Source organism: Streptomyces sp. NPDC107550, assembly GCF_055639095.1.
Window position 1 is genome coordinate 1 of record NZ_JBVKBC010000022.1, and the last position, 22,567, is coordinate 22,567.

Below are 22,567 nucleotides of genomic sequence, written 5' to 3' on the forward strand. Positions count from 1 at the left end.
AGCTAAGCCTCACAGCGCCGATGGTACTGCAGGGGGGACCCTGTGGGAGAGTAGGACGCCGCCGAACTATTGTTGAGAGAAAGCCCTGGACGGGTAACCGTCCAGGGCTTTCTTGCGTTCAAGGGCCTACCCCCTCGCCGGGTACCTCGGAGCTGAGGGTAGGGTCAGGGGGCATTGTTGGCTCGTTTCCCCACAGGAGGCCCCCGGGTGGAGGTCCAGGAGACCCGTGTCCAGACGGACCGGGTGCTCACCATCCCGAACATCCTCAGCATGGCGCGTCTGGTCGGCGTACCCCTCTTCCTGTGGCTGATCCTCAGGCCGGAGTTCGGCGGCCCCAAGAGCGACGGCTGGGCGCTGCTGGTGCTGGCGCTGAGCGGCGTCAGCGACTATCTCGACGGCAAGCTCGCCCGGCGCTGGAACCAGATCAGCAGCCTCGGCCGGCTTCTCGACCCCGCCGCCGACCGGCTCTACATTCTGTCCACGCTCCTGGGACTGACGTGGCGGGGGATTCTGCCGCTTTGGTTGACGGGCGTACTTCTCGCGCGGGAACTGGTTCTTCTCGTGATGGTGGGTATCTTGCGCCGTCACGGGTACCCGCCCCCACAGGTGAACTTCCTCGGCAAGGCAGCGACGTTCAACCTCATGTACGCCTTCCCGCTCTTGCTTCTGAGCGACGGAAGTGGCTGGCTCCACGAGCTTGCTGCTATTTTCGGATGGGCGTTCGCCGGATGGGGTACAACGCTGTACTGGTGGGCAGGAATCCTCTACGTGGTTCAGGTCCGCCGTCTTGTCAAGGCGGACTCCGAGGCCGATTGAGCTCGCCATTGGGCGTACGTAAGGCCAGATGGCCCACTGTAAAGACATCGGCGGGCCATTACTGACGAGCGAAGTCGGCTAGACCGTCGTCTCTGTTCAAGGAGGACGCTTCCGACATGAAGGCCGTCGTGATGGCTGGAGGCGAAGGCACACGCCTTCGCCCCATGACCTCGAGCATGCCCAAGCCGCTCCTGCCTGTGGCCAACAGGCCGATCATGGAGCATGTGCTGAGGCTGCTCAAGCGGCATGGGCTCAACGAAACCGTGGTCACCGTCCAGTTCCTGGCGTCGCTCGTCAAGAACTACTTCGGTGACGGCGAAGAGCTCGGAATGGAGCTCACCTATGCCAACGAGGAGAAGCCACTCGGCACCGCCGGCAGTGTGAAGAACGCCGAGGAAGCGCTGAAGGACGACGCGTTCCTCGTCATCTCCGGTGACGCCCTGACCGATTTCGACCTCACCGAGCTGATCAATTTCCACAAGGAAAAGGGCGCGCTGGTCACCGTCTGCCTGACGCGCGTACCGAATCCGCTGGAATTCGGCATCACGATCGTCGACGAGGAAGGAAAGGTCGAGCGCTTCCTGGAGAAGCCGACCTGGGGCCAGGTCTTCTCGGACACCGTCAACACCGGCATTTACGTCATGGAGCCCGAGGTCTTCGACTACGTCGAGGCCGATGTGCCCGTCGACTGGTCCGGTGACGTCTTCCCGCAACTCATGAAGGAAGGCAAGCCCATCTACGGCTACGTCGCCGAGGGCTACTGGGAAGACGTCGGCACCCACGAGAGCTACGTCAAGGCCCAGGCCGACGTCCTCGAAGGCAAGGTCGACGTAGAACTCGACGGATTCGAGATCTCCCCCGGCGTATGGGTCGCCGAAGGCGCCGAGGTGCACCCCGACGCCGTACTGCGCGGACCGCTCTACATCGGTGACTACGCCAAGGTCGAAGCCGGCGTCGAGATCCGCGAGCACACCGTCGTCGGGTCCAACGTCGTCGTCAAGAGCGGTGCCTTCCTGCACAAGGCCGTCGTCCACGACAACGTCTACATCGGGCAGCAGAGCAACCTGCGCGGCTGCGTCATCGGCAAGAACACCGACATCATGCAGGCCGCGCGGATCGAGGACGGCGCCGTCATCGGCGACGAGTGCCTGGTCGGGGAAGAATCGATCATCCAGGGCAATGTGCGGGTCTACCCGTTCAAGACCATCGAGGCCGGCGCCTTCGTCAACACCTCGGTGATCTGGGAGTCCCGCGGGCAGGCCCACCTGTTCGGCGCGAGAGGCGTCTCCGGCATCCTCAACGTCGAGATCACCCCCGAACTGGCCGTACGGCTCGCAGGCGCCTACGCGACGACCCTGAAGAAGGGCTCGACCGTCACCACCGCCCGCGACCACTCCCGAGGCGCCCGCGCGCTCAAGCGGGCGGTCATCTCGGCGCTCCAGGCCAGCGCCATCGACGTACGCGACCTGGAGAACGTGCCGCTGCCCGTCGCGCGCCAGCAGACCGCGCGAGGCAGCGCCGGCGGCATCATGATCCGTACGACACCCGGCGTGCCGGACTCCGTCGACATCATGTTCTTCGACGAGCGCGGTGCCGACCTCTCCCAGGGCAGTCAGCGCAAGCTCGACCGGGTGTACGCGCGACAGGAGTACCGGCGGGCGTTCCCCGGCGAGATCGGCGATCTGCACTTCCCGTCCAGCGTCTTCGACTCGTACACCGGGTCGCTGCTGCGCAACCTCGACACGACCGGGATCGCGGAATCCGGGCTCAAGGTCGTCGTGGACGCCTCCAACGGCAGTGCCGGGCTCGTGCTGCCCAGCCTGCTCGGGCGGCTCGGCGTCGACTCGCTGACCATCAACCCCGGGCTCGACGAGTCGCGGCCGACCGAATCCGCCGACAGCAGGCGTTCGGGGCTCGTGCGGCTCGGGGAGATCGTGGCGTCGGCGCGCGCGGCCTTCGGCGTACGGTTCGACCCGGTCGGTGAGCGGCTGTCGCTCGTGGACGAGAAGGGCCGCATCGTCGAGGACGACCGGGCGCTGCTCGTCATGCTCGACCTCGTCGCCGCCGAGCGGCGCAGCGGGCGCGTCGCGCTGCCCGTGACCACCACGCGGATCGCCGAGCAGGTCGCCGCGTACCACGGCACGCAGGTCGAATGGACGACCACCTCGCCCGACGACCTGACCCGGGTCGGGCGCGAGGAGCGGACCATCTTCGGCGGTGACGGGCGCGGCGGGTTCATCGTGCCCGAGTTCAGCAGCGTGTTCGACGGCGCCGCTGCCTTCGTACGGCTCATCGGGCTCGTCGCTCGTACACAGCTCACGCTGAGCCAGATCGACGCGCGGATCCCGCGGGCGCACGTCCACAAGCGGGACCTGGCCACACCGTGGGCCGTGAAGGGGCTCGTCATGCGGCGCGTCGTCGAGGCGGCCGGAGACCGGTTCGTGGACACCACCGACGGCGTACGCGTCGTCGAGGCGGACGGGCGGTGGGTGATGGTGCTGCCCGACCCGGCCGAGGCCGTCACGCACCTGTGGGCCGAGGGACCGGACGACTCCTCCGCGCAGCAGCTGCTCGACGAGTGGGCCGCCGTCGTGGACAGCGCCGGACGCTGAGCCTCCGCGTGCCGGCCGGCCGCCCGAACGGGCGCCGACCGGCACGCCGGTGGGGCCATTTCGAGCCAGTGGCCGCGACATGCGACGATGTGCGGCATGCCGCAGCCGCCCCCCGTTCGGAGCACCCCCAAGCGCCCCGCGCGCCCCGACGCGTCGATGTCGCTGCTGACCAACGTGATGGACCACAGCCTCGACGACGGGTACGCGGAGGCCGCCGCCCGTAAGAAGGCCGCGGGGCAGAGCGGGATGCCGAAGACACTGCGGGCCAAGCTGGGGCTCGCGGCCGGGCTCGTGCTCGCCGCGCTCGTCGTGACCGTGGGGGCCGCGCAGGCCCGCGTCGCGGCGCCGGTCGTGGCGAAGGAGCGCGAAGAACTCATCGCCCGTATCGACCAGGAGACCAAGACCGCCGACGCCCTTGAGGGCAAGGTCGACTCGCTGCGTACCGACGTCGGTGCCATGCAGCGCCAGGCGCTCAAGAAGCACGGCGGTGAACAGGGCGAGCTGGTGGGCATCCTGTCCGGGGCGCTCCCGGTGCACGGTCCCGGCGTCAAACTCGTCGTCGACGACGCCAAGTCCGCCGAGATCGGCGGCGGGAGCGGGCCGCGGGAGAGCGCCGGGTTCTCCGACACCGGGCGGGTGCGTGATCGGGACATGCAGCGCGTCGTCAACGGGCTGTGGCAGTCAGGCGCCGAGGCCGTCAGCATCAACGGGCAGCGGCTGACGGCACTGTCCGCGATCAGGGCCGCCGGTGACGCGATACTGGTCGACAACAAGCCGCTGGTGCCGCCGTACACGGTGCTCGCGGTGGGGGACGGACAGCGGCTGAGCACCCGGTTCCAGAACAGCCCCGACGGGCTGTATCTGCACGCCCTGAAGGAGAACTTCGGGATCCGGACCAGCATCGCGGCGCAGGACGACGTGAGGCTTCCCGCCGCCCCCAGCGTGATCGTACGTACAGCACAGCCGAGAGCAGAGCAGAAGGGCACATCGTGATCGCCGTACTGGGCCTCGTCGTGGGAGTGGTGGTCGGGCTGTTCGTCCGGCCCGAGGTTCCGGCGGTGGTCGAGCCTTACCTTCCGATCGCCGTCGTCGCGGCGCTCGACGCGGTGTTCGGCGGGCTGCGCGCCATGCTGGACGGGATCTTCGACGACAAGGTCTTCGTCGTGTCGTTCCTGTCCAACGTCGTCGTGGCCGCGCTCATCGTCTTCCTGGGCGACAAGCTGGGCGTGGGCGCCCAGTTGTCGACCGGTGTCGTGGTGGTGCTCGGCATCCGCATCTTCTCCAACGCCGCCGCCATCCGGCGGCACGTGTTCCGGGCGTGAGGCCGATGAGCGAGGACGACAACACCGCGAAGGACACCGGCCGGGACGCGGCCGGCGAGGGCACACCGGGCGCGCGCAGGGAACTGCCCGCTGAGATCGCGCCCGGGGAGCGGACCGCGGAGCCCGCCGAGCCGGCCGCCGAGCAACAGGGCGGGAAGTCGGGCGGGCAGCCGCAGTTGACCGGGCGTCAGCGGCTGGTGAAGGGGCTGTGGCCGCCGCGGTTCTCGCGCGCGCAGCTCATCGTCGCGCTGCTGCTGTTCGGGCTGGGGCTCGGGCTCGCCATCCAGGTGCGGTCCACCAGCGACAACAGTTCGCTGCGCGGGGCGCGTCAGGAAGATCTTGTGCGCATCCTCGATGAACTCGACGACCGTACTCAGCGTCTAGAGGATGAGAAGCAGGGCCTCCAGGACCAGCGCACCGAGTTGGAGAACAGCTCGGACCAGGCCAAGGAGGCGCGCAAGCAGACGGTCGAGAAGGAACGGCAGCTCGGCATCCTCGCGGGCACCGTGGGCGCTCAGGGGCCCGGCATCACCATGACGGTCACGGACACGAAGGGGGCGGTCCAGGCGGACATGCTGCTCGACGCGGTCCAGGAGCTGCGGGCCGCCGGCGCCGAGGCGATCCAGGTGAACGGCGTGCGGGTCGTGGCGAACACGTACCTCACGGACGGAACCGGCGGCAAGGGTGTCAGCGTCGACGGTCACAAGATCAACCAGCCGTACCGCTTCAAGGTCATCGGCAAGCCGCAGGACCTCGAACCGGCCCTGAACATCCCGGGAGGTGTGGTGCAGACGCTGGAGAAGGAGCAGGCCACGGTGGCTGTCAGCCGGTCGGAGAAGATCGTCGTGGACGCCTTGCGAGCTGCGCAGCGGCCTGACTACGCTCGGTCGTCCTCGCAGTGAGACGAGGGTGTATGGGGGATGTCGTGCAAGGGCATGAGGTTGCGGGGGGTCGGCGCACCGTAGGCGGGGTGCGTGGTGGAAACTGTTTCGCGGACCCGGACGTTGTGAGGATGTCCGTGTCAGCGAGGTACGCCGATGTGTGCAGTCAGGGTTCGTCCTGCCCCACGGGCGGGTCTGTTTCGGTCAAGGGGAATCGCCCGTGAAGTTGTTTGCGAAGTTGTTCGGCAAGAGCGCGCGTGAGGACAACCGTCACCGCGCGTCGCGCCAGGGAGATGTGCCGGAGACGCAGGTGGGCGAGCGCCCGCTGTTCCGGGACCAGGTCGGTGGAGACAATTCGGGCGGACAGGGCGCGTCGTCTGTTGACCCTGCCGGTTCCGGCCGCATAGGTTTCGGGGAACCGTCGACCTCACGTACGGGTGGAGGGTTTGGTTCCGGCCCGTACGAGTCCCACGCCCCCGCGGGGCAGCCGCGGCAGGAGGGTGATCCATCCATGTCGGCCCTGGTGTGTACGAGGTGCGGAAACCGGAACGGCGAGAACAGCCGCTTCTGCTCCAACTGCGGTGCGCCGCTGCGGGGCGGGATCGCGGCGGAGGGCCCGTCCGAGACGACCTCCACGATCTCCATCTCCGGTCTTGAGTCCTACGATCCGGAGGCCACCGGCCAGACGCAGTTGCCGGCCCTGTCGCCCGAGGCGCAGGCCGCGGTGGACGCGCTGCCGATGGGCTCGGCGCTCCTGGTGGTGCGGCGCGGTCCGAACTCGGGCAGCCGCTTCCTCCTGGACGGCGATCTGACCACGGCGGGCCGTCACCCGCAGAGCGACATCTTCCTGGACGACGTGACCGTCTCGCGCCGCCATGTGGAGTTCCGTCGCCAGCAGGACGGCTCGTTCACGGTCTCCGACGTCGGCAGCCTCAACGGGACGTACGTCAACCGTGAGCGCATCGACTCCGTGCTGCTGAACAACGGTGACGAGGTGCAGATCGGCAAGTACCGGCTGGTGTTCTACGCGAGCCAGCGAGGTATCTGAACCGTCAGCCAACCGTCAGGAAGGTCCATGCTTCACACACCGAGGGGCGGTGCCGCGGGCGGCACCGCCACTGCGGACAGTCGACAGATGAGCATCGGCACCGTTCTGAACGTGCTGCGCGAAGAGTTTCCCGAGGTGACCATCTCCAAGATCAGGTTCTTGGAGTCCGAGGGGCTCGTCGAGCCGCAGCGGACGCCTTCCGGCTACCGCAAGTTCGGTCCGGAGGACGTCGAGCGGCTGGCTCATGTCCTGCGGATGCAGCGGGACCACTACCTGCCGCTGAAGGTGATCAAGGAGCAGCTCGACGCTCTGGAGCGGGGCGAGTCGTTGCCCGTCCCCGCGCCGGGGCGGCCGGGCGACCCCGCCGATGAGGGCGAGGACGGCCCCACCGCCGCCCGGATCGGGCGCGACGAACTGCTCGCCGCCGCCGAGATCGACGAGGCGGAGCTGGTGGAGTGGGAGTCCTACGGGCTGATCGCGGCGCTGCCGGACGGCGGCTACGACGCGTCGGCCGTCCTGGTGGCCGAGCTGATCGGCGATCTGGGCCGGTTCGGCATCGAGCCGCGTCATCTGCGGGTCATGCGGGCCGCCGCCGACCGGGAGGCCGGCCTCGTGGACTCCGTCGTCGCCCCCCTCAAGGTGCACCGCAATCCGCAGACGCGGGCGCTCGCCCAGGCCCGCGCCAAGGAGCTGGCAGGGCTGACCGTGCGGTTGCACGCGGCACTTGTGCAGACCGCTCTCGGGGTGCGTCTTCCCTGATCGCAGGGGCGGGCGAGCGCCGTGGGCCCGGCCCGCGGAGCATGCCCGACTACCCAAACCGGCCGGGCACGTCCTAGGGTTGCTGTGTGAACGAGCTCGACGTCGTAGGTGTCCGGGTCGAAATGCCCTCCAACCAGCCGATCGTGCTCCTGCGTGAAGTGGGAGGCGACCGCTACCTCCCCATCTGGATCGGACCGGGGGAGGCGACAGCCATTGCCTTCGCCCAGCAGGGCATGGCCCCCGCGAGGCCGCTGACGCACGACCTTTTCAAGGACGTGCTGGAAGCGGTCGGTCAGGAGCTGACCGAAGTCCGGATCACGGACCTGCGAGAAGGCGTGTTCTACGCGGAGCTGGTGTTCGCGAGCGGGGTCGAGGTCAGTGCCCGCCCGTCCGACGCCATAGCGCTCGCGCTGCGCACGGGCACGCCGATCTTCGGCAGTGACGGGGTCATGGACGACGCCGGCATCGCGATCCCGGACGAGGAGGAGGACGAGGTGGAGAAGTTCCGCGAGTTCCTCGACCAGATCTCACCCGAGGACTTCGGGACCAACAGTCAGTGATCAGCGGGCGGCCGCCATTCGGCGGTCGCCGCGGCACATTCGGCTAGCCTTTCCCCGCGGTGGGACACGGGAAACCACTCGTAGGGTGATTATCACTCGGCGTGGCGAGTGTGGCGTTCGTTGACGCACCCCCTGTGACTGCCTACCGTCGAGAGGGCAGGTCAAAGAGGAGGTCGGCGTGAGAAGCAGCGGCGACGGTACGGCTACGGGCGGACCGTACTCGTTTCACGGCAGCGCGGCCGATCACCCTCAGCAGCTCTCGCAGGTCGTGCCTGCGGGGTCGGGGGCGGAGGGCGACGCGACGTCCGAGCAGATCGGGTACCGGGGGCCGACCGCGTGCGCGGCGGCCGGGATCACGTACCGCCAACTGGACTACTGGGCCAGGACGGGCCTGGTCGAGCCGAGCGTGCGGCCCGCGTACGGGTCGGGGACGCAGCGGCTCTACAGCTTCCGGGACGTCGTCGTCCTGAAGGTCGTCAAGCGTTTCCTGGACACCGGCGTCTCCTTGCAGAACATCCGGACGGCCGTGCAGCATCTGCGCGAGCGCGGGTTCCGGGACCTGGAGCGGATGACGCTGATGAGCGATGGGGCCACGGTCTACGAGTGCACGTCGCCGGCCGAGGTCCACGATCTGCTCCAGGGCGGGCAGGGGATCTTCGGGATCGCCGTCGGAGTGGTGTGGCGGGACGTCGAGGCGGCCCTGTCGCAGTTGCACGGCGAGCGCGTCGACACCGGCGAGACGCTGGTCGGGCACAACCCCCAGGATGAGCTGGCCAGGCGGCGCAACCGGGCCGTGTGACGTGGCTGAGGTCCCGTTGTCAGTGGCGTAGGGCAGCATCGGACATGTGAGAACCGCGCCGACGATCCTGCATCTCGACATGGACGCCTTCTACGCCTCGGCGGAGCAGGCGTCCAAGCCGAGCCTGCGCGGGAAAGCGGTCGTCGTCGGCGGGCTCGGACCGCGCGGAGTGGTGGCCACGGCGTCGTACGAGGCGCGGGTGTTCGGGGTGCATTCGGCGATGCCGATGGGGCAGGCGCGACGGCTCGCTCCGAACGCGGCGTATCTGGTGCCGAGATTCCGGCTGTACAAGGCGGTCAGCGAGCAGGTCATGGGGCTGCTGCGGGAGCTGTCGCCGCTGGTGGAGCCGTTGAGCCTGGACGAGGCGTTCGTCGATCTGGAGGCCGGGGGCACCGCCTGGGACGAGGAGTCCGCGCGGGCGGTGGGGGTGCGGCTGCGGGAGGACATCCGGCGGGTGACCGGGCTGACCGGTTCGGTGGGGCTCGCCGCCTCCAAGATGCTCGCCAAGATCGCCTCGGAGGAGGCGAAGCCGGACGGGCTCTTTCTGATACCGCCGGGGACCGAGCGGGCGCTGCTCGGGCCGAAGTCCGTGCGGATCCTGCCGGGCGTGGGACCCGCGACCGGCGACCATCTGCGGCGGGCCGGCATCCTCACGGTCGCGGAGATCGCGGAGGCGGGCGAGGACGAGCTGGTGCGGCTGCTGGGCAAGGCGCACGGCAGTCACCTGTACGCGATGGCGCTGGCGCACGACGACCGGCCCGTGGTCGCCGAGCGCGACTCCAAGTCGGTGTCCGTCGAGGACACGTACGACGTCGACATCCACGACCGGGTGCGGGTGCGGGCCGAGGTGCAGCGGCTCGCCGACCGCTGCGTGGAGCGGCTCAGAGGAGCCGGGCGGTCGGGACGGACCGTAGTCCTGAAGGTGCGGCGGTACGACTTCTCGACGCTGACCCGTTCGGAGACCCTGCGCGGGCCTACCGACGACCCCGGGGTGGTGCGGGAGGCGGCGGCGCGGCTGCTGGAGTCCGTGGACACGACCGGGGGCGTCCGGCTGCTCGGCGTCGGCGTCAGCGGGCTCGCGGACTTTACCCAGGAGGACCTGTTCGCGCAGGCCGCGGCGGCGGCTGAGCGGGCCGAGGAGGCGACTGCCGGGGGCCCGGGGGCGGGGAGTACGGGTGGGGGTGCGGAGGGCTCAGAGGGGGTTGCGGGGGCCGTGGTGGGGGTGCTGGGGGATGCGGGGGACTCTGGCTCTGGTGGGGGTTATGGGGGCGGGATTGGTGTGCGTGGGGTGGTGGGTGCCGGGGATACGGGCGGGCCTAGTGCTGCCGGTGGTGCGGGTGGAGCTGGTGGAGCCGGTGGTGCGGGCGGAGCCAGCGGTGTCGGCAGTGCCGGTGGTGCGGGTGGGGCCGGCGGTGGCGGTGATGCCAGTGGTATCGGCGATGGCGGGGGCTCCGATGGGGCCGGTGTGTCGGGCGTGGCCGGTGTTGGGCCGGGCGTGCCGGGGGGCGCGGTGGCTCAGGCGGGGGCCGGGGCTGTCGTGGCGCCCGGCGCACAGGGCGCGTCGGGGGCTGAGCGGCGCTGGATGGCGGGCCATGACATCCGGCACGCGGAGTTCGGGCCCGGGTGGGTGCAGGGCAGCGGGCTCGGACGCGTGACGGTGCGGTTCGAGACGCCGTACTCACGGGTGCCGGGGCGGGTGCGGACCTTCGCCGTGGACGACCCGCTGCTGGAACCGGCGGAGCCGTTGCCGTTGGTGCCGGTCGAGCCGGAGGCCGGTGACGCGGCGGAGGAGGGCGCGGGCAGTGCCGGGGAGCCGGGGGCGAGGAAGGAGGCGGGGAGTCCGGGATGAGCGCAGGGGAGCGAGATGCCGTAGAGAAGCGGCCGGGCGGGAGTTCCGCCGAGCGGGGGAGCGGGCGTGGTTCCAGGGGCGGTCCGGTCAGCGGCGGGGGTCGTCCTCGGGGCGGGCGGTCCGGCCGAAGGTCAGGTCGTCCGGGGCCGGCGGCGCGGTGACGTCCAGTCCGTAGTGGTGGTAGAGCTGGAGTTCCTGCTCGGGGGAGAGGTGGCGGCCCACGCCGAAGTCCGGGGCGTCCTTGATCAGGGCGCGGTCGAAGGGGACGCGGAGGGTGCCGTCGACCAGTTCGCTCGGCTCCAGGGGCACGAAGGCGTCCCGGCTGAACAGACCCGTCCGTACGGCCGCCCATTCGGGGACTCCGGTGGCGTCGTCGAGGTACACCTCGTCGATCGTGCCGATCCGGGCCCCGGTGCGGTCGAAAGCCTTGCGGCCGATCAGATTGCGCGGATCGACATCGGTCTGCACGGTGCCTCCAACTGATCGCAACTCATGTGTAAACACTACGAAAGAGCACAATGAGGAAGGCGGCCACTCGAACCCCTCGGCCAAGTAGCCGCTGGTAGGCTGGCAGACGGCTGCTGACCCCGTGCGGGAGAGTCCCCGGACAGTCGTCGGGGGCGCCGAAGGAGCAAATCCTCCCCGGAATCTCTCAGGCACCCGTACCGCACGGACGAGGTCACTCTGGAAAGCAGGGCGGGGCGCACGTTTTCCGCTCTCACCGACGGTGAAAACCGGCATGCCCCGTGGGAGCGCGGGCCGGGCCGGTGAAGCTCTCAGGTTGAGATGACAGAGGGGGAGGCCGTCCGGGCACCCGCGCCGTGGTGCCCCTCGTAGGTCGCAATGACCAGGAGGCCCCCGTCATGACCGCCCATCGCATTCCGCTCTCCGAGTTGGAGCAGGGAATCCCCTTCGAGCAGCGCCACATCGGCCCGGACGACGCCGCGCAGGCCAAGATGCTCGCGCAGGTCGGCTACGGCTCGCTCGACGAGCTGACGGCCGCCGCGGTGCCGGACGTCATCAAGAGCGCCGAGGCGCTCGACCTGCCCGGCGCGCGGACCGAGGCCGAGGTCCTGGCCGAGCTGCGTTCGCTCGCCGACCGCAACCAGGTACTCGGCTCGATGATCGGCCTCGGCTACTACGGCACGTTCACCCCGCCGGTCATCCTGCGCAACGTCATGGAGAACCCGTCCTGGTACACGGCCTACACGCCGTACCAGCCGGAGATCTCGCAGGGCCGCCTGGAGGCGCTGCTCAACTTCCAGACCATGGTCGCCGAGCTGACCGGCCTGCCCACCTCCGGCGCCTCCCTGCTGGACGAGGGCACCGCCGCCGCCGAGGCCATGGCGCTGTCCCGGCGCATCGGCAAGGTCAAGAACGGCGTGTACGTCATCGACGCCGACGCCCTGCCCCAGACCATCGCCGTGATCCAGACCCGCGCCGAGCCGACCGGCGTCGAGATCGTCGTCGCCGACCTCAGCGCGGGCATCCCCGCCGAGGTCGCCGAGCGCGGTGTCGTCGGCGTCCTCGTGCAGTACCCCGGCGCCTCCGGTGCCGTGCGGGACATCAAGCCCGTCATCGACCAGGCGCACGAGATGGGCGCGATCGTCACCGTCGCCGCCGACCTGCTCGCCCTCACGCTGCTCACCTCGCCCGGCGAGCTGGGCGCGGACATCGCCGTCGGCACCACCCAGCGCTTCGGCGTGCCCATGGGCTTCGGCGGCCCGCACGCCGGCTACATGGCGGTCCGCGAGAAGTTCGCCCGCTCGCTGCCCGGCCGCCTGGTCGGCGTCTCCGTCGACGCCGACGGCAACAAGGCGTACCGGCTCGCGCTCCAGACCCGTGAGCAGCACATCCGCCGCGAGAAGGCCACCAGCAACATCTGCACCGCGCAGGTGCTGCTCGCCGTCATGGCCGGCATGTACGCCGTCTACCACGGGCCCGAGGGCCTGAAGACGATCGCCCGCCGCACCCACCGCTACGCGACCGTTCTCGCCGCCGGTCTCACCGCGGGCGGAGTCGAGGTCGTGCACGGCTCGTACTTCGACACCCTCACCGTGCGCGTGCCCGGCAAGGCCGCCGCTGTCGTGGACGCGGCCCGCGAGGGCGGGGTCAACCTGCGCCTGGTCGACGCCGACCACGTCTCCGTCGCCTGCGACGAGACGACGAACCGCGCGCAGCTCGCCGCCGTGTGGAGCGCGTTCGGAGTCGAGGCCGACATCGAGGCGCTGGACGCCGAGGCCGTCGACGCCCTTCCGGCCGGCCTGCTGCGCGAGGACGAGTACCTGGCGCACCCGGTGTTCCACCAGCACCGCTCCGAGACCGCGATGCTGCGCTACCTGCGCAAGCTCGCCGACCGCGACTACGCGCTCGACCGGGGCATGATCCCGCTCGGCTCCTGCACGATGAAGCTGAACGCGACGACCGAGATGGAGCCGGTGACCTGGCCCGAGTTCGGTCAGCTCCACCCGTTCGTGCCCGCCGAGCAGGCCGAGGGCTATCTGACGCTCATCCGCGAGCTGGAGGAACGTCTCGCCGAGGTCACCGGCTACGACAAGGTCTCCCTCCAGCCGAACGCCGGTTCGCAGGGCGAGCTGGCCGGGCTCCTCGCGGTCCGCGGCTACCACCGCGCCAACGGCGACGAGCAGCGCACCGTCTGCCTCATCCCGTCCTCCGCGCACGGCACCAACGCGGCGAGCGCTGTGATGGCCGGCATGAAGGTCGTCGTCGTCAAGACCGCCGACGACGGTGAGGTCGACATCGCGGACCTGCGCGCGAAGATCGAGCAGTACGCCGACGAGCTGGCCGTACTCATGATCACGTACCCCTCGACGCACGGTGTGTTCGAGGAGCACGTCGCCGACATCTGCGCCGCGGTGCACGACGCGGGCGGCCAGGTCTACGTGGACGGCGCGAACCTGAACGCGCTGGTGGGTCTCGCCAAGCCGGGCCGCTTCGGCGGGGACGTCTCGCACCTCAACCTGCACAAGACGTTCTGCATCCCGCACGGCGGCGGCGGCCCGGGCGTCGGTCCGGTCGGTGTGCGCGCGCACCTCGCGCCGTACCTGCCCAACCACCCGTTGCAGCCGGCCGCCGGTCCCGAGACGGGCGTCGGCCCGATCTCGGCGGCGCCGTGGGGTTCCGCGGGCATCCTGCCGATCTCCTGGGCGTACGTGCGTCTCATGGGCGGCGAGGGGCTGAAGCGGGCGACGCAGGTCGCGGTGCTCTCCGCGAACTACATCGCCAAGCGCCTGGAGCCGCACTTCCCCGTGCTGTACACCGGGCCCGGCGGGCTCGTCGCGCACGAGTGCATCATCGACCTGCGGCCGATCAGCAAGGCGACCGGGGTCAGCGTCGACGACATCGCCAAGCGGCTCATCGACTACGGTTTCCACGCGCCGACCATGTCGTTCCCCGTGGCCGGGACGCTGATGATCGAGCCGACGGAGAGCGAGGACATCGTCGAGCTGGACCGGTTCTGCGACGCGATGATCGCTATCCGCGGGGAGATCGAGAAGGTCGCGTCCGGGGTCTGGCCCGCGGAGGACAACCCGCTGCGGAATGCTCCGCACACGGCCGGGATGCTCGGCGGGGAGTGGGAGCACGCCTACTCGCGGGGCGAGGGGGTCTTCCCTGCGGGGGTGTCTGTGGCCGACAAGTACTGGCCACCGGTTCGTCGGATCGATCAGGCGTTCGGGGATCGGAACCTTGTTTGTTCTTGTCCGCCGTTGGATGCGTACGAGGGGTAGTTGGCGGGTTTTAAGGTGCGGGTCTCTCTTCGGAGGGGCCCGTGTCCTTTTTTGGGGGTGCCCCCCGGGGGTGGGGGTTCGTGCGGGTGCGTTGGGGCTGAGCGCGCAGTTCCTCGCGCCCCTATCGGGGCTTGCCCCCTGGGGATTCGGGGTTCGTGCGGGTGCGTTGGGGCTGAGCGCGCAGTTCCCCGCGCCCCTGTCGGGGCGCTTGTCCTCTCGGGGTTTGCAGGCGTCAGGCTGCTGTTACTACTCGGGAGAGGGGGCGGTGGGGGGCGATGATCGTTCCGTTGGGCAGCAGTTCGCCGGTGTCCTCGAAGAGGAGGACGCCGTTGCACAGCAGGCTCCAGCCCTGCTCCGGGTGGTGAGCCACGGGGAGCGCGGCCTCGCGGTCCGCGGAGTCGGCTGAGGGGCACGAAGGCTGGTGCTGGCACATGGAGGGGATCTTTCGCTGCGAAGTGATCTCGATGACGTCGGCTTGGCCGTGGTGCTTGACGGTGCTCGTGGCGCTCGTGGTGCTCGTCGGGTGTGTGGTGGTCGTCGTGTGCGTCGTGTTCTGCTTGCCGCGGCTTGAAGGCTCGTTCATGGCCGCCCCCCGATTCATTCGGTCGGAACCCAGTGTTGCCCCGCGGGAGTCGTTCCGCAGGTATTTCGTAGCAGCGGTCCTCACTGGAGCTAGACGCATCACTCTTGCGGGCGGTTCAGGTCAACTGCACGGCCTCTTCGGATGGTTCGGGGTGGCCCGTGCGGGCTAGTCCTCCCGGGTGCGCGCGGCGCGGGCGCGGGCAGGGCTGTGCCCCGCGACCGGACGGCGGGCGGCGCGGGGCACAGGGCGGGTGGTGCTTCCGGTCGCGTCAGGCGATGAGGGTCGCCGGCGGCGGGGTGAGGCGGTGGGTCAGGACCGGCAGCAGGTCCGCCACGCGGTGCGGGCGGTACGCGGCGATGCCGGGCGGCGCGGGAGCGAGCGGGACGAGGATGTCGTCGGCGGCCGGCCGGCCCTCGCCGGCGTCCGCCGCGGGGTCGCCGTGCAGCCACAGGGTGAGCATGTACAGCTCCGGCACCGACAGCAGGCGCGGCTGGTAGGTCTTCGGCAGGGCCTCCGCCTGGCGCAGCGCGCGCTCGGTGGAGGTGACGTAGGGACCCTCGAAGAAGTGCGAGAACGCCCAGCCGTCCGCGGTGAGCAGGGTGTCGGCGGCGGCCAGGGAGCGGTCGTCGCAGCGGATCAGGAACCGCCAGCCGCTGAGCCGCGCGCGGGCCTGGCCTGTGGCGTCGGTGATGCGGTCCAGGACGTGGACCGGCAGCGGGAGTTCGGGGCGGGCGGAGGCCGCGGAGCGCAGCGACGGGGTGCGTGCCTCGCGGACGGCGGTGGGGGAACCGAGGGCCGTGAGGACACTGCGCAGGGCGGGCGCGGGAGCCGGCGGGACATGCAGGGGCATGGTGGGTCGCCTCTCGTGTGGACAGGCACGTGGAACGGGGCGGTGCGGAGCGAGCGGACGGCGCTGTCTGCTGCGGGTGCGCATAGGTGCGCGAGGAAAGTGCGCGGGGCAGAGGGGGCGGGGGCCTCGGCCGCGGGCGCCGACACTCTGTCTCGTCCGCGGAGTTTATACGACGTATGTTCCATCCGTGTTTCCGGATGGGCGCCGGATACACCTGGCAAGGCGTTCTTCGGCCGTCGTGGCAGCGGTGATTTGTGGGTTTGCTTCCTATTTACCGGGGAACCCACTCGGGTGACCTCGGCCTTTCCACCGGGCCGGTCGGCCGATTCCGATCGGCGTTTTTCACCAGGCTTCCGGCCGGTGAATCTGCGGCGGGCCGCATGCCTAAGGAATGTGCCGCGGGGTAACTGCTGGGAGCGTACTGCTCCGCGGGCCCGCGCGGGGCGTTATCGATCACATCGCCTGGGCATCATCCACCGTGACACGCGGCCGGATCAGCGGGCTGCCCACGCGAGGAAGGACGCTTCCATGGGGGAGAAGGTCGATGCGGGCGCCTTTGATCTGGGCGACCGGCGGCGCTACCGCCACAAGCTCGACGAGTGCCTGACGGGGCTCGGGAGGCTGCTGGAGGAGAAGCGGTTCGACCGGGCTAAGAATCTCATGGGGCTGGAGATCGAGCTGAATCTCTGCGGCCCCGACGGCACCCCGAGAATGATGAATGCGGAAGTTCTGGAGCGCATCGCGAGCCGGGATTTCCAGACCGAACTCGCCATGTTCAACCTTGAAGTGAACATTGCCCCGCACCGGCTGGGCGGCCGCGTTCTCGACCAGCTCGCCGAGGAGTTGCGCACCGGTCTCGGCTATGCGCACCGCAAGGCCAACGAGGTCGACGCGGGAATCGTGATGATCGGAATTCTGCCCACGCTCGGCGCGGACGATCTCGTCTCCGCGAACCTCTCCGCTGTCGATCGGTACACGTTGCTCAACGACCAGATCGTCGCCGCGCGCGGCGAGGACTTCCAGCTCGACATCGACGGCGTCGAGCGGCTGACCTGCACGTCTTCCTCCATCGCGCCCGAAGCGGCCTGTACGTCCGTGCAGTTGCACCTTCAGGTCACCCCCGCCCGGTTCGCCGATGTGTGGAACGCGGCGCAGGCCGTCGCCGGCGTACAGATAGCGCTCGGCGCCAACTCGCCGTTCCTGTTCGGGCGTGAGCTGTGGCGTGAGTCGCGGCCCCCGCTGTTCCAGCAGTCCACGGACACGCGTGCGCCGGAGATCGCCGCGCAGGGCGTGCGTCCGCGCACCTGGTTCGGGGAGCGGTGGATCGATTCGGCGTACGACCTCTTCGAGGAGAACCTGCGCTACTTCCCGCCGCTGCTGCCCATCGTCGACGACGAGAGCCCGCTGAAGGTCCTGGACGCGGGCGGTGTGCCGAGCCTCGCCGAACTCGTGCTGCACAACGGCACGGTCTACCGCTGGAACCGGCCCGTGTACGGGATCGCCGACGGGGTCCCGCACCTGCGTGTGGAGAACCGGGTGCTGCCCGCCGGTCCCACCGTCATCGACGTCATCGCCAACACGGCCTTCTACTACGGCGTCGTACGGGCGCTGGCCGAGGACTCCCGGCCCGTGTGGTCGCGGCTCTCCTTCGACGCGGCGTCCCGCAACTTCGACGCCGCGTGCCGGTACGGGATCGACGCGCGCCTGGAGTGGCCGCGCCGGGGCCGGTTCGGCGGCACGGAACAGGTGCCGGCGGTCGCCCTCGTACGGGACGAGCTGCTGCCGCTGGCCGCCGCCGGGCTCGACGCGTGGGGAGTCGAGCCCGCCGACCGCGACCTGTACCTCGGCGTCATCGAGGAGCGCTGCCGGCTGCGGGTGAACGGCGCGTCCTGGCAGGCCGCCACCTATCACCGGGCCAGGGAGAGCGGGCTCGCCCGGGACGCGGCGCTCGCGGCGACGACCCGCAGGTACTGCGAGCTGAGTCATGTCGGCGAGCCCGTGCACCAGTGGCCCGTGGGGCTGCCCGAACCGGCCGTGCCGCTCGGCTGACCGGCGGTCAGGAGCTCTTGGCGCCCGCCTCGATGATGGCCTTCAGGATGACCTCCTGGATGTCGGCCGGGTCGGTGACCTGGTGGCCGGAGCCGCCGGTGGCCGCCGCGAGCTGCTCGATCTCGTCCTTGTCGGTGTCCGGGCCCACCGCGATGGCGATGATCGGCACCGGGTGCTCCGCGTCGGAGAGGTCTTCGAGCTGGGAGACGAGACTGCTGCGGGAGATCGAGCCCGGGTCCTCGTTGACGCCGTCGGTGACGACGACTAGCGCGTTGAACTTGCCGTCGCGGTAGGAGGAGACGGCCTCCCGGTAGGCGGCGAGGGTCGTGTCGTACAGGCCCGTCGCGCCGCCGGGCACCGGCTGGAGCGAGCTGAACGCGGCGGACAGGCGGTCGCGCTGGGTGCCGGCGCCCTTGCGGTCGCCGAGACGCTCGGTCGGCACGAGCTTCTTGTAGTCGCGGTCGCCGTCCAAGTGTGTGGCGAACTCCCACAGCCCGATCTCGTCCTCGGGCGTGAACGTCGACAGGGCCGCCAGCATCGACGCCTTGGTGACCTCCATACGGGACTCCCCACGCCCCGGCACCGGGTTCGCCATCGACGCCGACGCGTCCACCACCGTGGAGATACGGGCGCTCTGCACGGTGATCGTCCACATGCCGAGGGTCTCCTCGACCTGCTCCTGGCTGGGCGGCGCGGCCGTCGGTTCCGCGTACGGCTGCGGGGAGCGGGCGCCCGCCTGCTCGGCGACGGCCCCGGGCGAGGCGTCGCCGTCCGTACGGAAGCCGTGCTCGCGCAGGATCGAACGGCCCTCGGGCGCGCCGAGCAGCGTCATGAAGCGGACGGCGGCCCGGCTCTGCGCGGTCGACAGGCGCGACTCGTCGACCAGGGAGAGCGGGTAGTCGAGCTGCGGGGAGCCGTCCTTCGGGTAGAAGAGGTCGAGCGCGCCGCCGTCCTCCGCGTCCTCGTTGTGCGTGAACGCGGCCTGCTCGGACAGGACCAGCGCCTGGTTGCGGCGCGGATTGCCCTGCTCGGTGCCGGAGGAGTCGCGGGCCACGGTGTCCAGGAGCTGGCCGTCCGTGTCCGAGGTGCGCTGCGAGAGGACCTTCGCCATGGCCGCCGCCTGGGTGCCCTGCTTGTCGCCGGAGTCCTTCGCGGCGGACGCCAGCTTCGTCAGCGCCAGCAGGCCGGTCGCGCTGCGGGACGGGTCGGCGGCGCCCAGGCGCAGCTTGTCGTCCTGCGTGGCGGCGCCGGTCAGCTCCGTCCAGGAGTACGTCTTGCGGGGCCAGCCGAACTGCTTCGCGGCCGCGGGCACCATGCCGACGCCGATGGGGGAGGAGGCGATGTTGCCCGCCGCCTTGACCTTGGTGGCCTTGGAGTTCTGCGCGACGCGCTGGAGCCACAGGTTCGAGTCCGGCACCCACACCTGGTAGTCGGGCGTGCTCGTGCCGGTGCGCAACGACTCCGCGACCTTGTAGGAGTCGCGGGCCGTGACCGTCACGTCGAGGCAGCGGCCGTCCGTCGTGAGCTGCTCCTTCCTGGAGTGGTCGGCGGCGTCGGCCAGCGCGGGCGCCACGTCGGGGGAGGCGACCACGCCGATGCGCACCGGGTCGCCGCAGCCGCTGCCGAGGCCGAGGAGGTCGCCGCGGACCGCGAGGGCCGTACCGGCGGCGACGACGAGCACGAGGGCCGTCGCGATGGCCACCGTCCGCCCCCGCGACCGGGGTCGTGGGTCGGCCTCGGCCGTCCCGTACCCGTCGGGCATGCTGCTGTGACGTCCCATGGCGGTGGTGCCCCTCCCTGAGCCATAAAGGCAGTTGCGATATAAGCGGTGAAGCAAGAGAGGGCTGCGGTGCGGCAGTCTGCGGCGCCCGTCCCCCTCGGCCTGTCGCGCGCGATCTTCGTACCTGCATTCGAGACCCTAGCGGGGCGGCGTGAGGGATGCGGCGCGATTACTGAACTGGAGTCAACTGTGCAGGTGGAGACGGGGTCCGTGGCCGGATCTTTTCCCGAAGAGCGGTCCTCGCGGCGGATTCTGCGGGACGAGACGGTGCTCGTCCTGGCGCTTTCGCTCGGTGCGAGCGGAGTATCCGCCCTGATCAGCTTTGTCGGGTCGGTCACCAAACCGGGCGGTCTCAAGGACCAGGCCGCCACCCTCAACGCCTCGGCGGCGCCGGGGCGTCCGTGGCTGGATCTCGCGTGGCAATTGTTCGGGATCGCCAGCGCGCTCGTGCCCGTGGCGCTCGTCGCGCACTTCCTGCTGCGGGAGGGCGGAAGCCTGCGCACGATCGGCTTCGACCGCGCCCGGCCGTGGTCCGACACCGGGCGCGGGGCGCTGGTGGCCGCGTGCATCGGCAGCACCGGCATCGCCTTCTACCTCGCCGCGCGCGGCCTCGGCTTCAACCTCACCGTCGTGCCCGAGGCGCTGCCCGACGTGTGGTGGAAGTTCCCGGTGCTGATCCTCTCCGCCGCGCAGAACGCGGTGCTGGAGGAGGTCATCGTCGTCGGCTATCTGCTGCGCAGGCTCGGCCAGTTGGGCTGGTCGCCGGGGACGGCGCTCGTCGCGTCGTCCGTGCTGCGCGGCTCGTACCACCTCTACCAGGGCATCGGCGGTTTCTTCGGCAACCTGGTGATGGGCGTCGTCTTCGTCTTCCTCTACCGGCGCTGGGGGCGCGTCGGCCCGCTCGTCGTCGCGCACACCCTGCTCGACATCGGCGCGTTCGTCGGATACGCCCTGCTCGCCGGGAAGGTGGGCTGGCTGCCGACCCCCTGAACGCGCGGCGCCCTCACACCGCAAGCTCCCCGTCGAGCACGGTGACCGCGTCGCCGGTGAGCAGGGTGCGGGCGCCGCGCAGGCCGACGCGGACGAGGCCGGTGCGGGCTGACGCCTGGAGGCCGGTGAGATCGGCGCGGCCCAGACGCGGGCCCCAGAAGGGGGCGAGCGCGGTGTGGGCGCTGCCCGTCACGGGGTCCTCGTCGATGCCGACCCGGGGGAAGAAGCACCGCGAGACGAAGTCGTACCCGCGCGCCGGGTCCGCCGCGCGCGCCGTGGCGATGATCCCCCGCTCGGACAGGGCGGCCAGCGCCCGCAGGTCCGGCGCGAGCCCCCGTACGGTCTGCTCGTCCGCCAGTTCGACCAGCAGGTCGCCGATGGCCTCCCCGGTGTCGTACGCGCACAGCGGCGCGGCCCCGAGCACCTGCACGAGCCCCTGCGGTGCGGGTTCCTCGGTGAGCGGCGCGGTCGGAAAGTCCAGGGTGATCGCGCGGCCCGGCCCCGGCTCCGCGACGAGCAGCCCGCCGCGCGTCGAGAACCGTACGGGGCCATCGGCGGCGCCCGTCGTGCGCAGGACGTGGGCGGTGGCCAGCGTCGCGTGGCCGCACATGTCGACTTCCGTCGTCGGCGTGAACCAGCGCAGCTCCCAGTCCGCGTCGCCGCCCGGCGGAAGGGGGCGGGCGAACGCGGTCTCGGCGTGGTTCATCTCGGCGGCGACGCTTTGGAGCCAGGAGTCGTCCGGGAAGGCGTCGGTGGGGTAGGCGTCGAGGAGCAGTACGCCGGCCGGGTTGCCGGCGAAGGGGCGGTCGGTGAAGGCGTCTACGACACGGATACGCATGCCGGAACGGTAGGGGCCGGGCCGGCGCCCGCGCCAAGGCCAATCCGGGGTGACTGGCCTTGGCGCGGGCGCGGGCGTCGGTGGTCCGCGCGGCTCAGGGTGCTTTGTTCGTCCGGTGAGGTCGAAGAGGTGTACGTCGTCGATCTGTTGGTCGCGGTCCCGCCCGACGCCTCTACCTGACCTTGGCCGGGTCGAGGAGATCCGGGCCGTAGAGGTTCGGGGCGTGGAGGTCTGGGGCGTGGAGGTCTGGGGCGTGGAGAAAAGCGCCTTCTCCGCTTGGTGTTGCGTCGGCGGAGAAGGCGCCTTTGTCTTTTCTGCTGCCCGGGGTGCCAATTCCCTTTCCGGCTGGGTGTGTTGCTCCGGTGAGGGGAGTTCCGGGCTTTTGGGTGGTCAGGCCTTGTCGAGGTAGAACTTCTCGTGCTCGCCGCCGTTGGCGTTGATCTGACAGTTGACCGTTCCGCCGGGGCCCGTCGCGGTGGTGACGCCGCTGCCCGTCACCATCCTGAGGAAGATGTTCGGAAAGGCCGCCGACTCGAAGGAGAACGAGCCGTCGGACTGGGCCCGCAGCCGGTACTTCTCATAAGGCCCGCAACCGAACTGACAGTTCACCGTGCCGCCGCCGGCCATGGTGGTGGGGACGCCGGTGCCGTCCATCCTGAGGTACACGTTCGGGAACGCCGCCGATTCGAAGGCGTACGTCCCGTCCGACTGCGGCCGGACCTTGAACGACGTCCAGGACCCGGGGCCGTACTGACAGTTCACCTTCCCCGCGCCCGGGTCGGTCGCGGTCGTGACCCCGGTGCCGTCCATGCGCAGGCAGATGTTCGGGAAGAACGTGGACTGGATCGTGACGGGTGCGTCGCCCAGCTTCGCCAGGTCGGCTGCCGATAACGGCATGATGGCCTCTTCCTTCGCGTAGGGAGGTGCGGGAAACGAGCGGGATCCGGTGCCGGTGACCGTGAAGTCGCGGCGCGGGAACCCGGGCAGGGGAAAGCCGTGACGGTGCCTGGTGATACGGCTTCATGAGTGACCGCTTATACGGAACTCATGGAAAAGCGGAATCCTCGTGAGGATGCCGCTCA

At 70.3% G+C, this 22,567-nt stretch carries 18 protein-coding genes, 1 rRNA gene, 1 pseudogene and 1 riboswitch; of the genes and pseudogenes, 14 read left to right on the forward strand and 6 right to left on the reverse strand.

Going from position 1 to position 22,567, the window contains the following annotated elements; genetic code table 11:
- From rrf to ACZ7LY_RS24825, 11 genes and pseudogenes are all read left to right on the forward strand, one after another.
- Positions 1–67, forward strand: a 5S ribosomal RNA gene (gene rrf, locus ACZ7LY_RS24775); the annotation flags it as partial.
- A gap of 140 nt (positions 68–207) precedes the next feature.
- On the forward strand, positions 208–816 hold the full coding sequence (locus tag ACZ7LY_RS24780; RefSeq protein ID WP_471626888.1) for a CDP-alcohol phosphatidyltransferase family protein: 609 nt from the start codon (positions 208–210) through the stop codon (positions 814–816).
- Positions 817–932: 116 nt separating this feature from the next.
- Complete coding sequence (locus ACZ7LY_RS24785; protein ID WP_471626889.1) at positions 933–3,428, forward strand: sugar phosphate nucleotidyltransferase; 2,496 nt, start codon at positions 933–935, stop codon at positions 3,426–3,428.
- Positions 3,429–3,515: 87 nt separating this feature from the next.
- Positions 3,516–4,421, forward strand: coding sequence for a DUF881 domain-containing protein (locus ACZ7LY_RS24790; RefSeq protein ID WP_471626890.1), 906 nt, complete (start codon positions 3,516–3,518; stop codon positions 4,419–4,421).
- Complete coding sequence (locus tag ACZ7LY_RS24795; protein ID WP_008749169.1) at positions 4,418–4,750, forward strand: small basic family protein; 333 nt, start codon at positions 4,418–4,420, stop codon at positions 4,748–4,750. The genes ACZ7LY_RS24790 and ACZ7LY_RS24795 overlap by 4 nt, the downstream gene beginning before the upstream one ends.
- Before the next feature lie 5 nt (positions 4,751–4,755).
- Entirely contained in the window at positions 4,756–5,652 is an 897-nt protein-coding gene (locus tag ACZ7LY_RS24800; protein ID WP_471626891.1) for a DUF881 domain-containing protein, read from the forward strand.
- An 82-nt stretch (positions 5,653–5,734) separates the two neighbouring features.
- Positions 5,735–6,679: an FHA domain-containing protein gene (locus ACZ7LY_RS24805; RefSeq protein WP_471626975.1), complete on the forward strand. Its 945-nt coding sequence runs from the start codon at positions 5,735–5,737 to the stop codon at positions 6,677–6,679.
- Between the two features lie 27 nt (positions 6,680–6,706).
- Positions 6,707–7,438 (forward strand): transcriptional regulator FtsR, encoded by a 732-nt coding sequence (gene ftsR / locus ACZ7LY_RS24810; RefSeq protein ID WP_471626892.1) that lies wholly within the window; start codon positions 6,707–6,709, stop codon positions 7,436–7,438.
- An 86-nt stretch (positions 7,439–7,524) separates the two neighbouring features.
- Positions 7,525–7,998: a bifunctional nuclease family protein gene (locus ACZ7LY_RS24815; RefSeq protein ID WP_471626893.1), complete on the forward strand. Its 474-nt coding sequence runs from the start codon at positions 7,525–7,527 to the stop codon at positions 7,996–7,998.
- 178 nt (positions 7,999–8,176) lie between these two features.
- On the forward strand, positions 8,177–8,797 hold the full coding sequence (locus tag ACZ7LY_RS24820; protein ID WP_471626894.1) for a MerR family transcriptional regulator: 621 nt from the start codon (positions 8,177–8,179) through the stop codon (positions 8,795–8,797).
- A gap of 46 nt (positions 8,798–8,843) precedes the next feature.
- Positions 8,844–9,938 (forward strand): annotated as a pseudogene (locus ACZ7LY_RS24825) (DNA polymerase IV); the annotation flags it as partial.
- A gap of 795 nt (positions 9,939–10,733) precedes the next feature.
- On the opposite strand, the gene ACZ7LY_RS24830 reads toward ACZ7LY_RS24825, so the two are convergent.
- Positions 10,734–11,114 (reverse strand): PRC-barrel domain-containing protein, encoded by a 381-nt coding sequence (locus ACZ7LY_RS24830; protein ID WP_471626895.1) that lies wholly within the window; start codon positions 11,112–11,114, stop codon positions 10,734–10,736.
- A gap of 114 nt (positions 11,115–11,228) precedes the next feature.
- A riboswitch (glycine riboswitch) is annotated at positions 11,229–11,324 on the forward strand.
- A gap of 185 nt (positions 11,325–11,509) precedes the next feature.
- Here ACZ7LY_RS24830 and gcvP point away from each other — a divergent pair.
- Positions 11,510–14,395, forward strand: a complete 2,886-nt coding sequence (gene gcvP, locus ACZ7LY_RS24835; protein WP_471626896.1) for an aminomethyl-transferring glycine dehydrogenase — start codon at positions 11,510–11,512, stop codon at positions 14,393–14,395.
- A 232-nt stretch (positions 14,396–14,627) separates the two neighbouring features.
- Here the strand turns inward: gcvP and ACZ7LY_RS24840 are convergent, their stop codons facing one another.
- Together ACZ7LY_RS24840 and ACZ7LY_RS24845 are read right to left on the reverse strand one after the other, a co-directional pair.
- Entirely contained in the window at positions 14,628–14,828 is a 201-nt protein-coding gene (locus ACZ7LY_RS24840) for a DUF5999 family protein (protein ID WP_471626976.1), read from the reverse strand.
- Positions 14,829–15,246: 418 nt separating this feature from the next.
- On the reverse strand, positions 15,247–15,828 hold the full coding sequence (locus ACZ7LY_RS24845; RefSeq protein WP_471626897.1) for a hypothetical protein: 582 nt from the start codon (positions 15,826–15,828) through the stop codon (positions 15,247–15,249).
- A 528-nt stretch (positions 15,829–16,356) separates the two neighbouring features.
- Here ACZ7LY_RS24845 and ACZ7LY_RS24850 point away from each other — a divergent pair.
- Positions 16,357–17,877 (forward strand): glutamate-cysteine ligase family protein, encoded by a 1,521-nt coding sequence (locus ACZ7LY_RS24850; protein WP_471626898.1) that lies wholly within the window; start codon positions 16,357–16,359, stop codon positions 17,875–17,877.
- A 7-nt stretch (positions 17,878–17,884) separates the two neighbouring features.
- Here ACZ7LY_RS24850 and ACZ7LY_RS24855 read toward each other — a convergent pair whose 3' ends face one another.
- Positions 17,885–19,657, reverse strand: a complete 1,773-nt coding sequence (locus tag ACZ7LY_RS24855; protein WP_471626899.1) for a substrate-binding and VWA domain-containing protein — start codon at positions 19,655–19,657, stop codon at positions 17,885–17,887.
- 189 nt (positions 19,658–19,846) lie between these two features.
- Between ACZ7LY_RS24855 and ACZ7LY_RS24860 the strand changes: the two genes are divergently transcribed.
- Entirely contained in the window at positions 19,847–20,647 is an 801-nt protein-coding gene (locus tag ACZ7LY_RS24860; RefSeq protein WP_471626900.1) for a CPBP family intramembrane glutamic endopeptidase, read from the forward strand.
- Between the two features lie 13 nt (positions 20,648–20,660).
- Here the strand turns inward: ACZ7LY_RS24860 and ACZ7LY_RS24865 are convergent, their stop codons facing one another.
- Together ACZ7LY_RS24865 and ACZ7LY_RS24870 are read right to left on the reverse strand one after the other, a co-directional pair.
- Positions 20,661–21,485 (reverse strand): PhzF family phenazine biosynthesis protein, encoded by an 825-nt coding sequence (locus ACZ7LY_RS24865; RefSeq protein ID WP_471626901.1) that lies wholly within the window; start codon positions 21,483–21,485, stop codon positions 20,661–20,663.
- A gap of 390 nt (positions 21,486–21,875) precedes the next feature.
- Positions 21,876–22,382, reverse strand: a complete 507-nt coding sequence (locus ACZ7LY_RS24870; RefSeq protein WP_471626902.1) for a fibroblast growth factor — start codon at positions 22,380–22,382, stop codon at positions 21,876–21,878.
- Positions 22,383–22,567: the final 185 nt, after the last annotated feature.

What these genes read in the sequence shown, in the direction of transcription:
- ACZ7LY_RS24785 (WP_471626889.1), top strand. Translation starts at nt 933, where the DNA reads ATGAAGGCCGTCGTGATGGCTGGAGGCGAAGGCACACGCCTTCGCCCC.
- ACZ7LY_RS24790 (WP_471626890.1), top strand. Translation starts at nt 3,516, where the DNA reads ATGTGCGGCATGCCGCAGCCGCCCCCCGTTCGGAGCACCCCCAAGCGC.
- ACZ7LY_RS24800 (WP_471626891.1), top strand. Translation starts at nt 4,756, where the DNA reads ATGAGCGAGGACGACAACACCGCGAAGGACACCGGCCGGGACGCGGCC.
- ftsR (WP_471626892.1), top strand. Translation starts at nt 6,707, where the DNA reads ATGCTTCACACACCGAGGGGCGGTGCCGCGGGCGGCACCGCCACTGCG.
- gcvP (WP_471626896.1), top strand. Translation starts at nt 11,510, where the DNA reads ATGACCGCCCATCGCATTCCGCTCTCCGAGTTGGAGCAGGGAATCCCC.
- ACZ7LY_RS24840 (WP_471626976.1), bottom strand. Translation starts at nt 14,828, where the DNA reads ATGTGCCAGCACCAGCCTTCGTGCCCCTCAGCCGACTCCGCGGACCGC.
- ACZ7LY_RS24845 (WP_471626897.1), bottom strand. Translation starts at nt 15,828, where the DNA reads ATGCCCCTGCATGTCCCGCCGGCTCCCGCGCCCGCCCTGCGCAGTGTC.
- ACZ7LY_RS24850 (WP_471626898.1), top strand. Translation starts at nt 16,357, where the DNA reads ATGGGGGAGAAGGTCGATGCGGGCGCCTTTGATCTGGGCGACCGGCGG.
- ACZ7LY_RS24855 (WP_471626899.1), bottom strand. Translation starts at nt 19,657, where the DNA reads ATGGGACGTCACAGCAGCATGCCCGACGGGTACGGGACGGCCGAGGCC.
- ACZ7LY_RS24865 (WP_471626901.1), bottom strand. Translation starts at nt 21,485, where the DNA reads ATGCGTATCCGTGTCGTAGACGCCTTCACCGACCGCCCCTTCGCCGGC.
- ACZ7LY_RS24870 (WP_471626902.1), bottom strand. Translation starts at nt 22,382, where the DNA reads ATGCCGTTATCGGCAGCCGACCTGGCGAAGCTGGGCGACGCACCCGTC.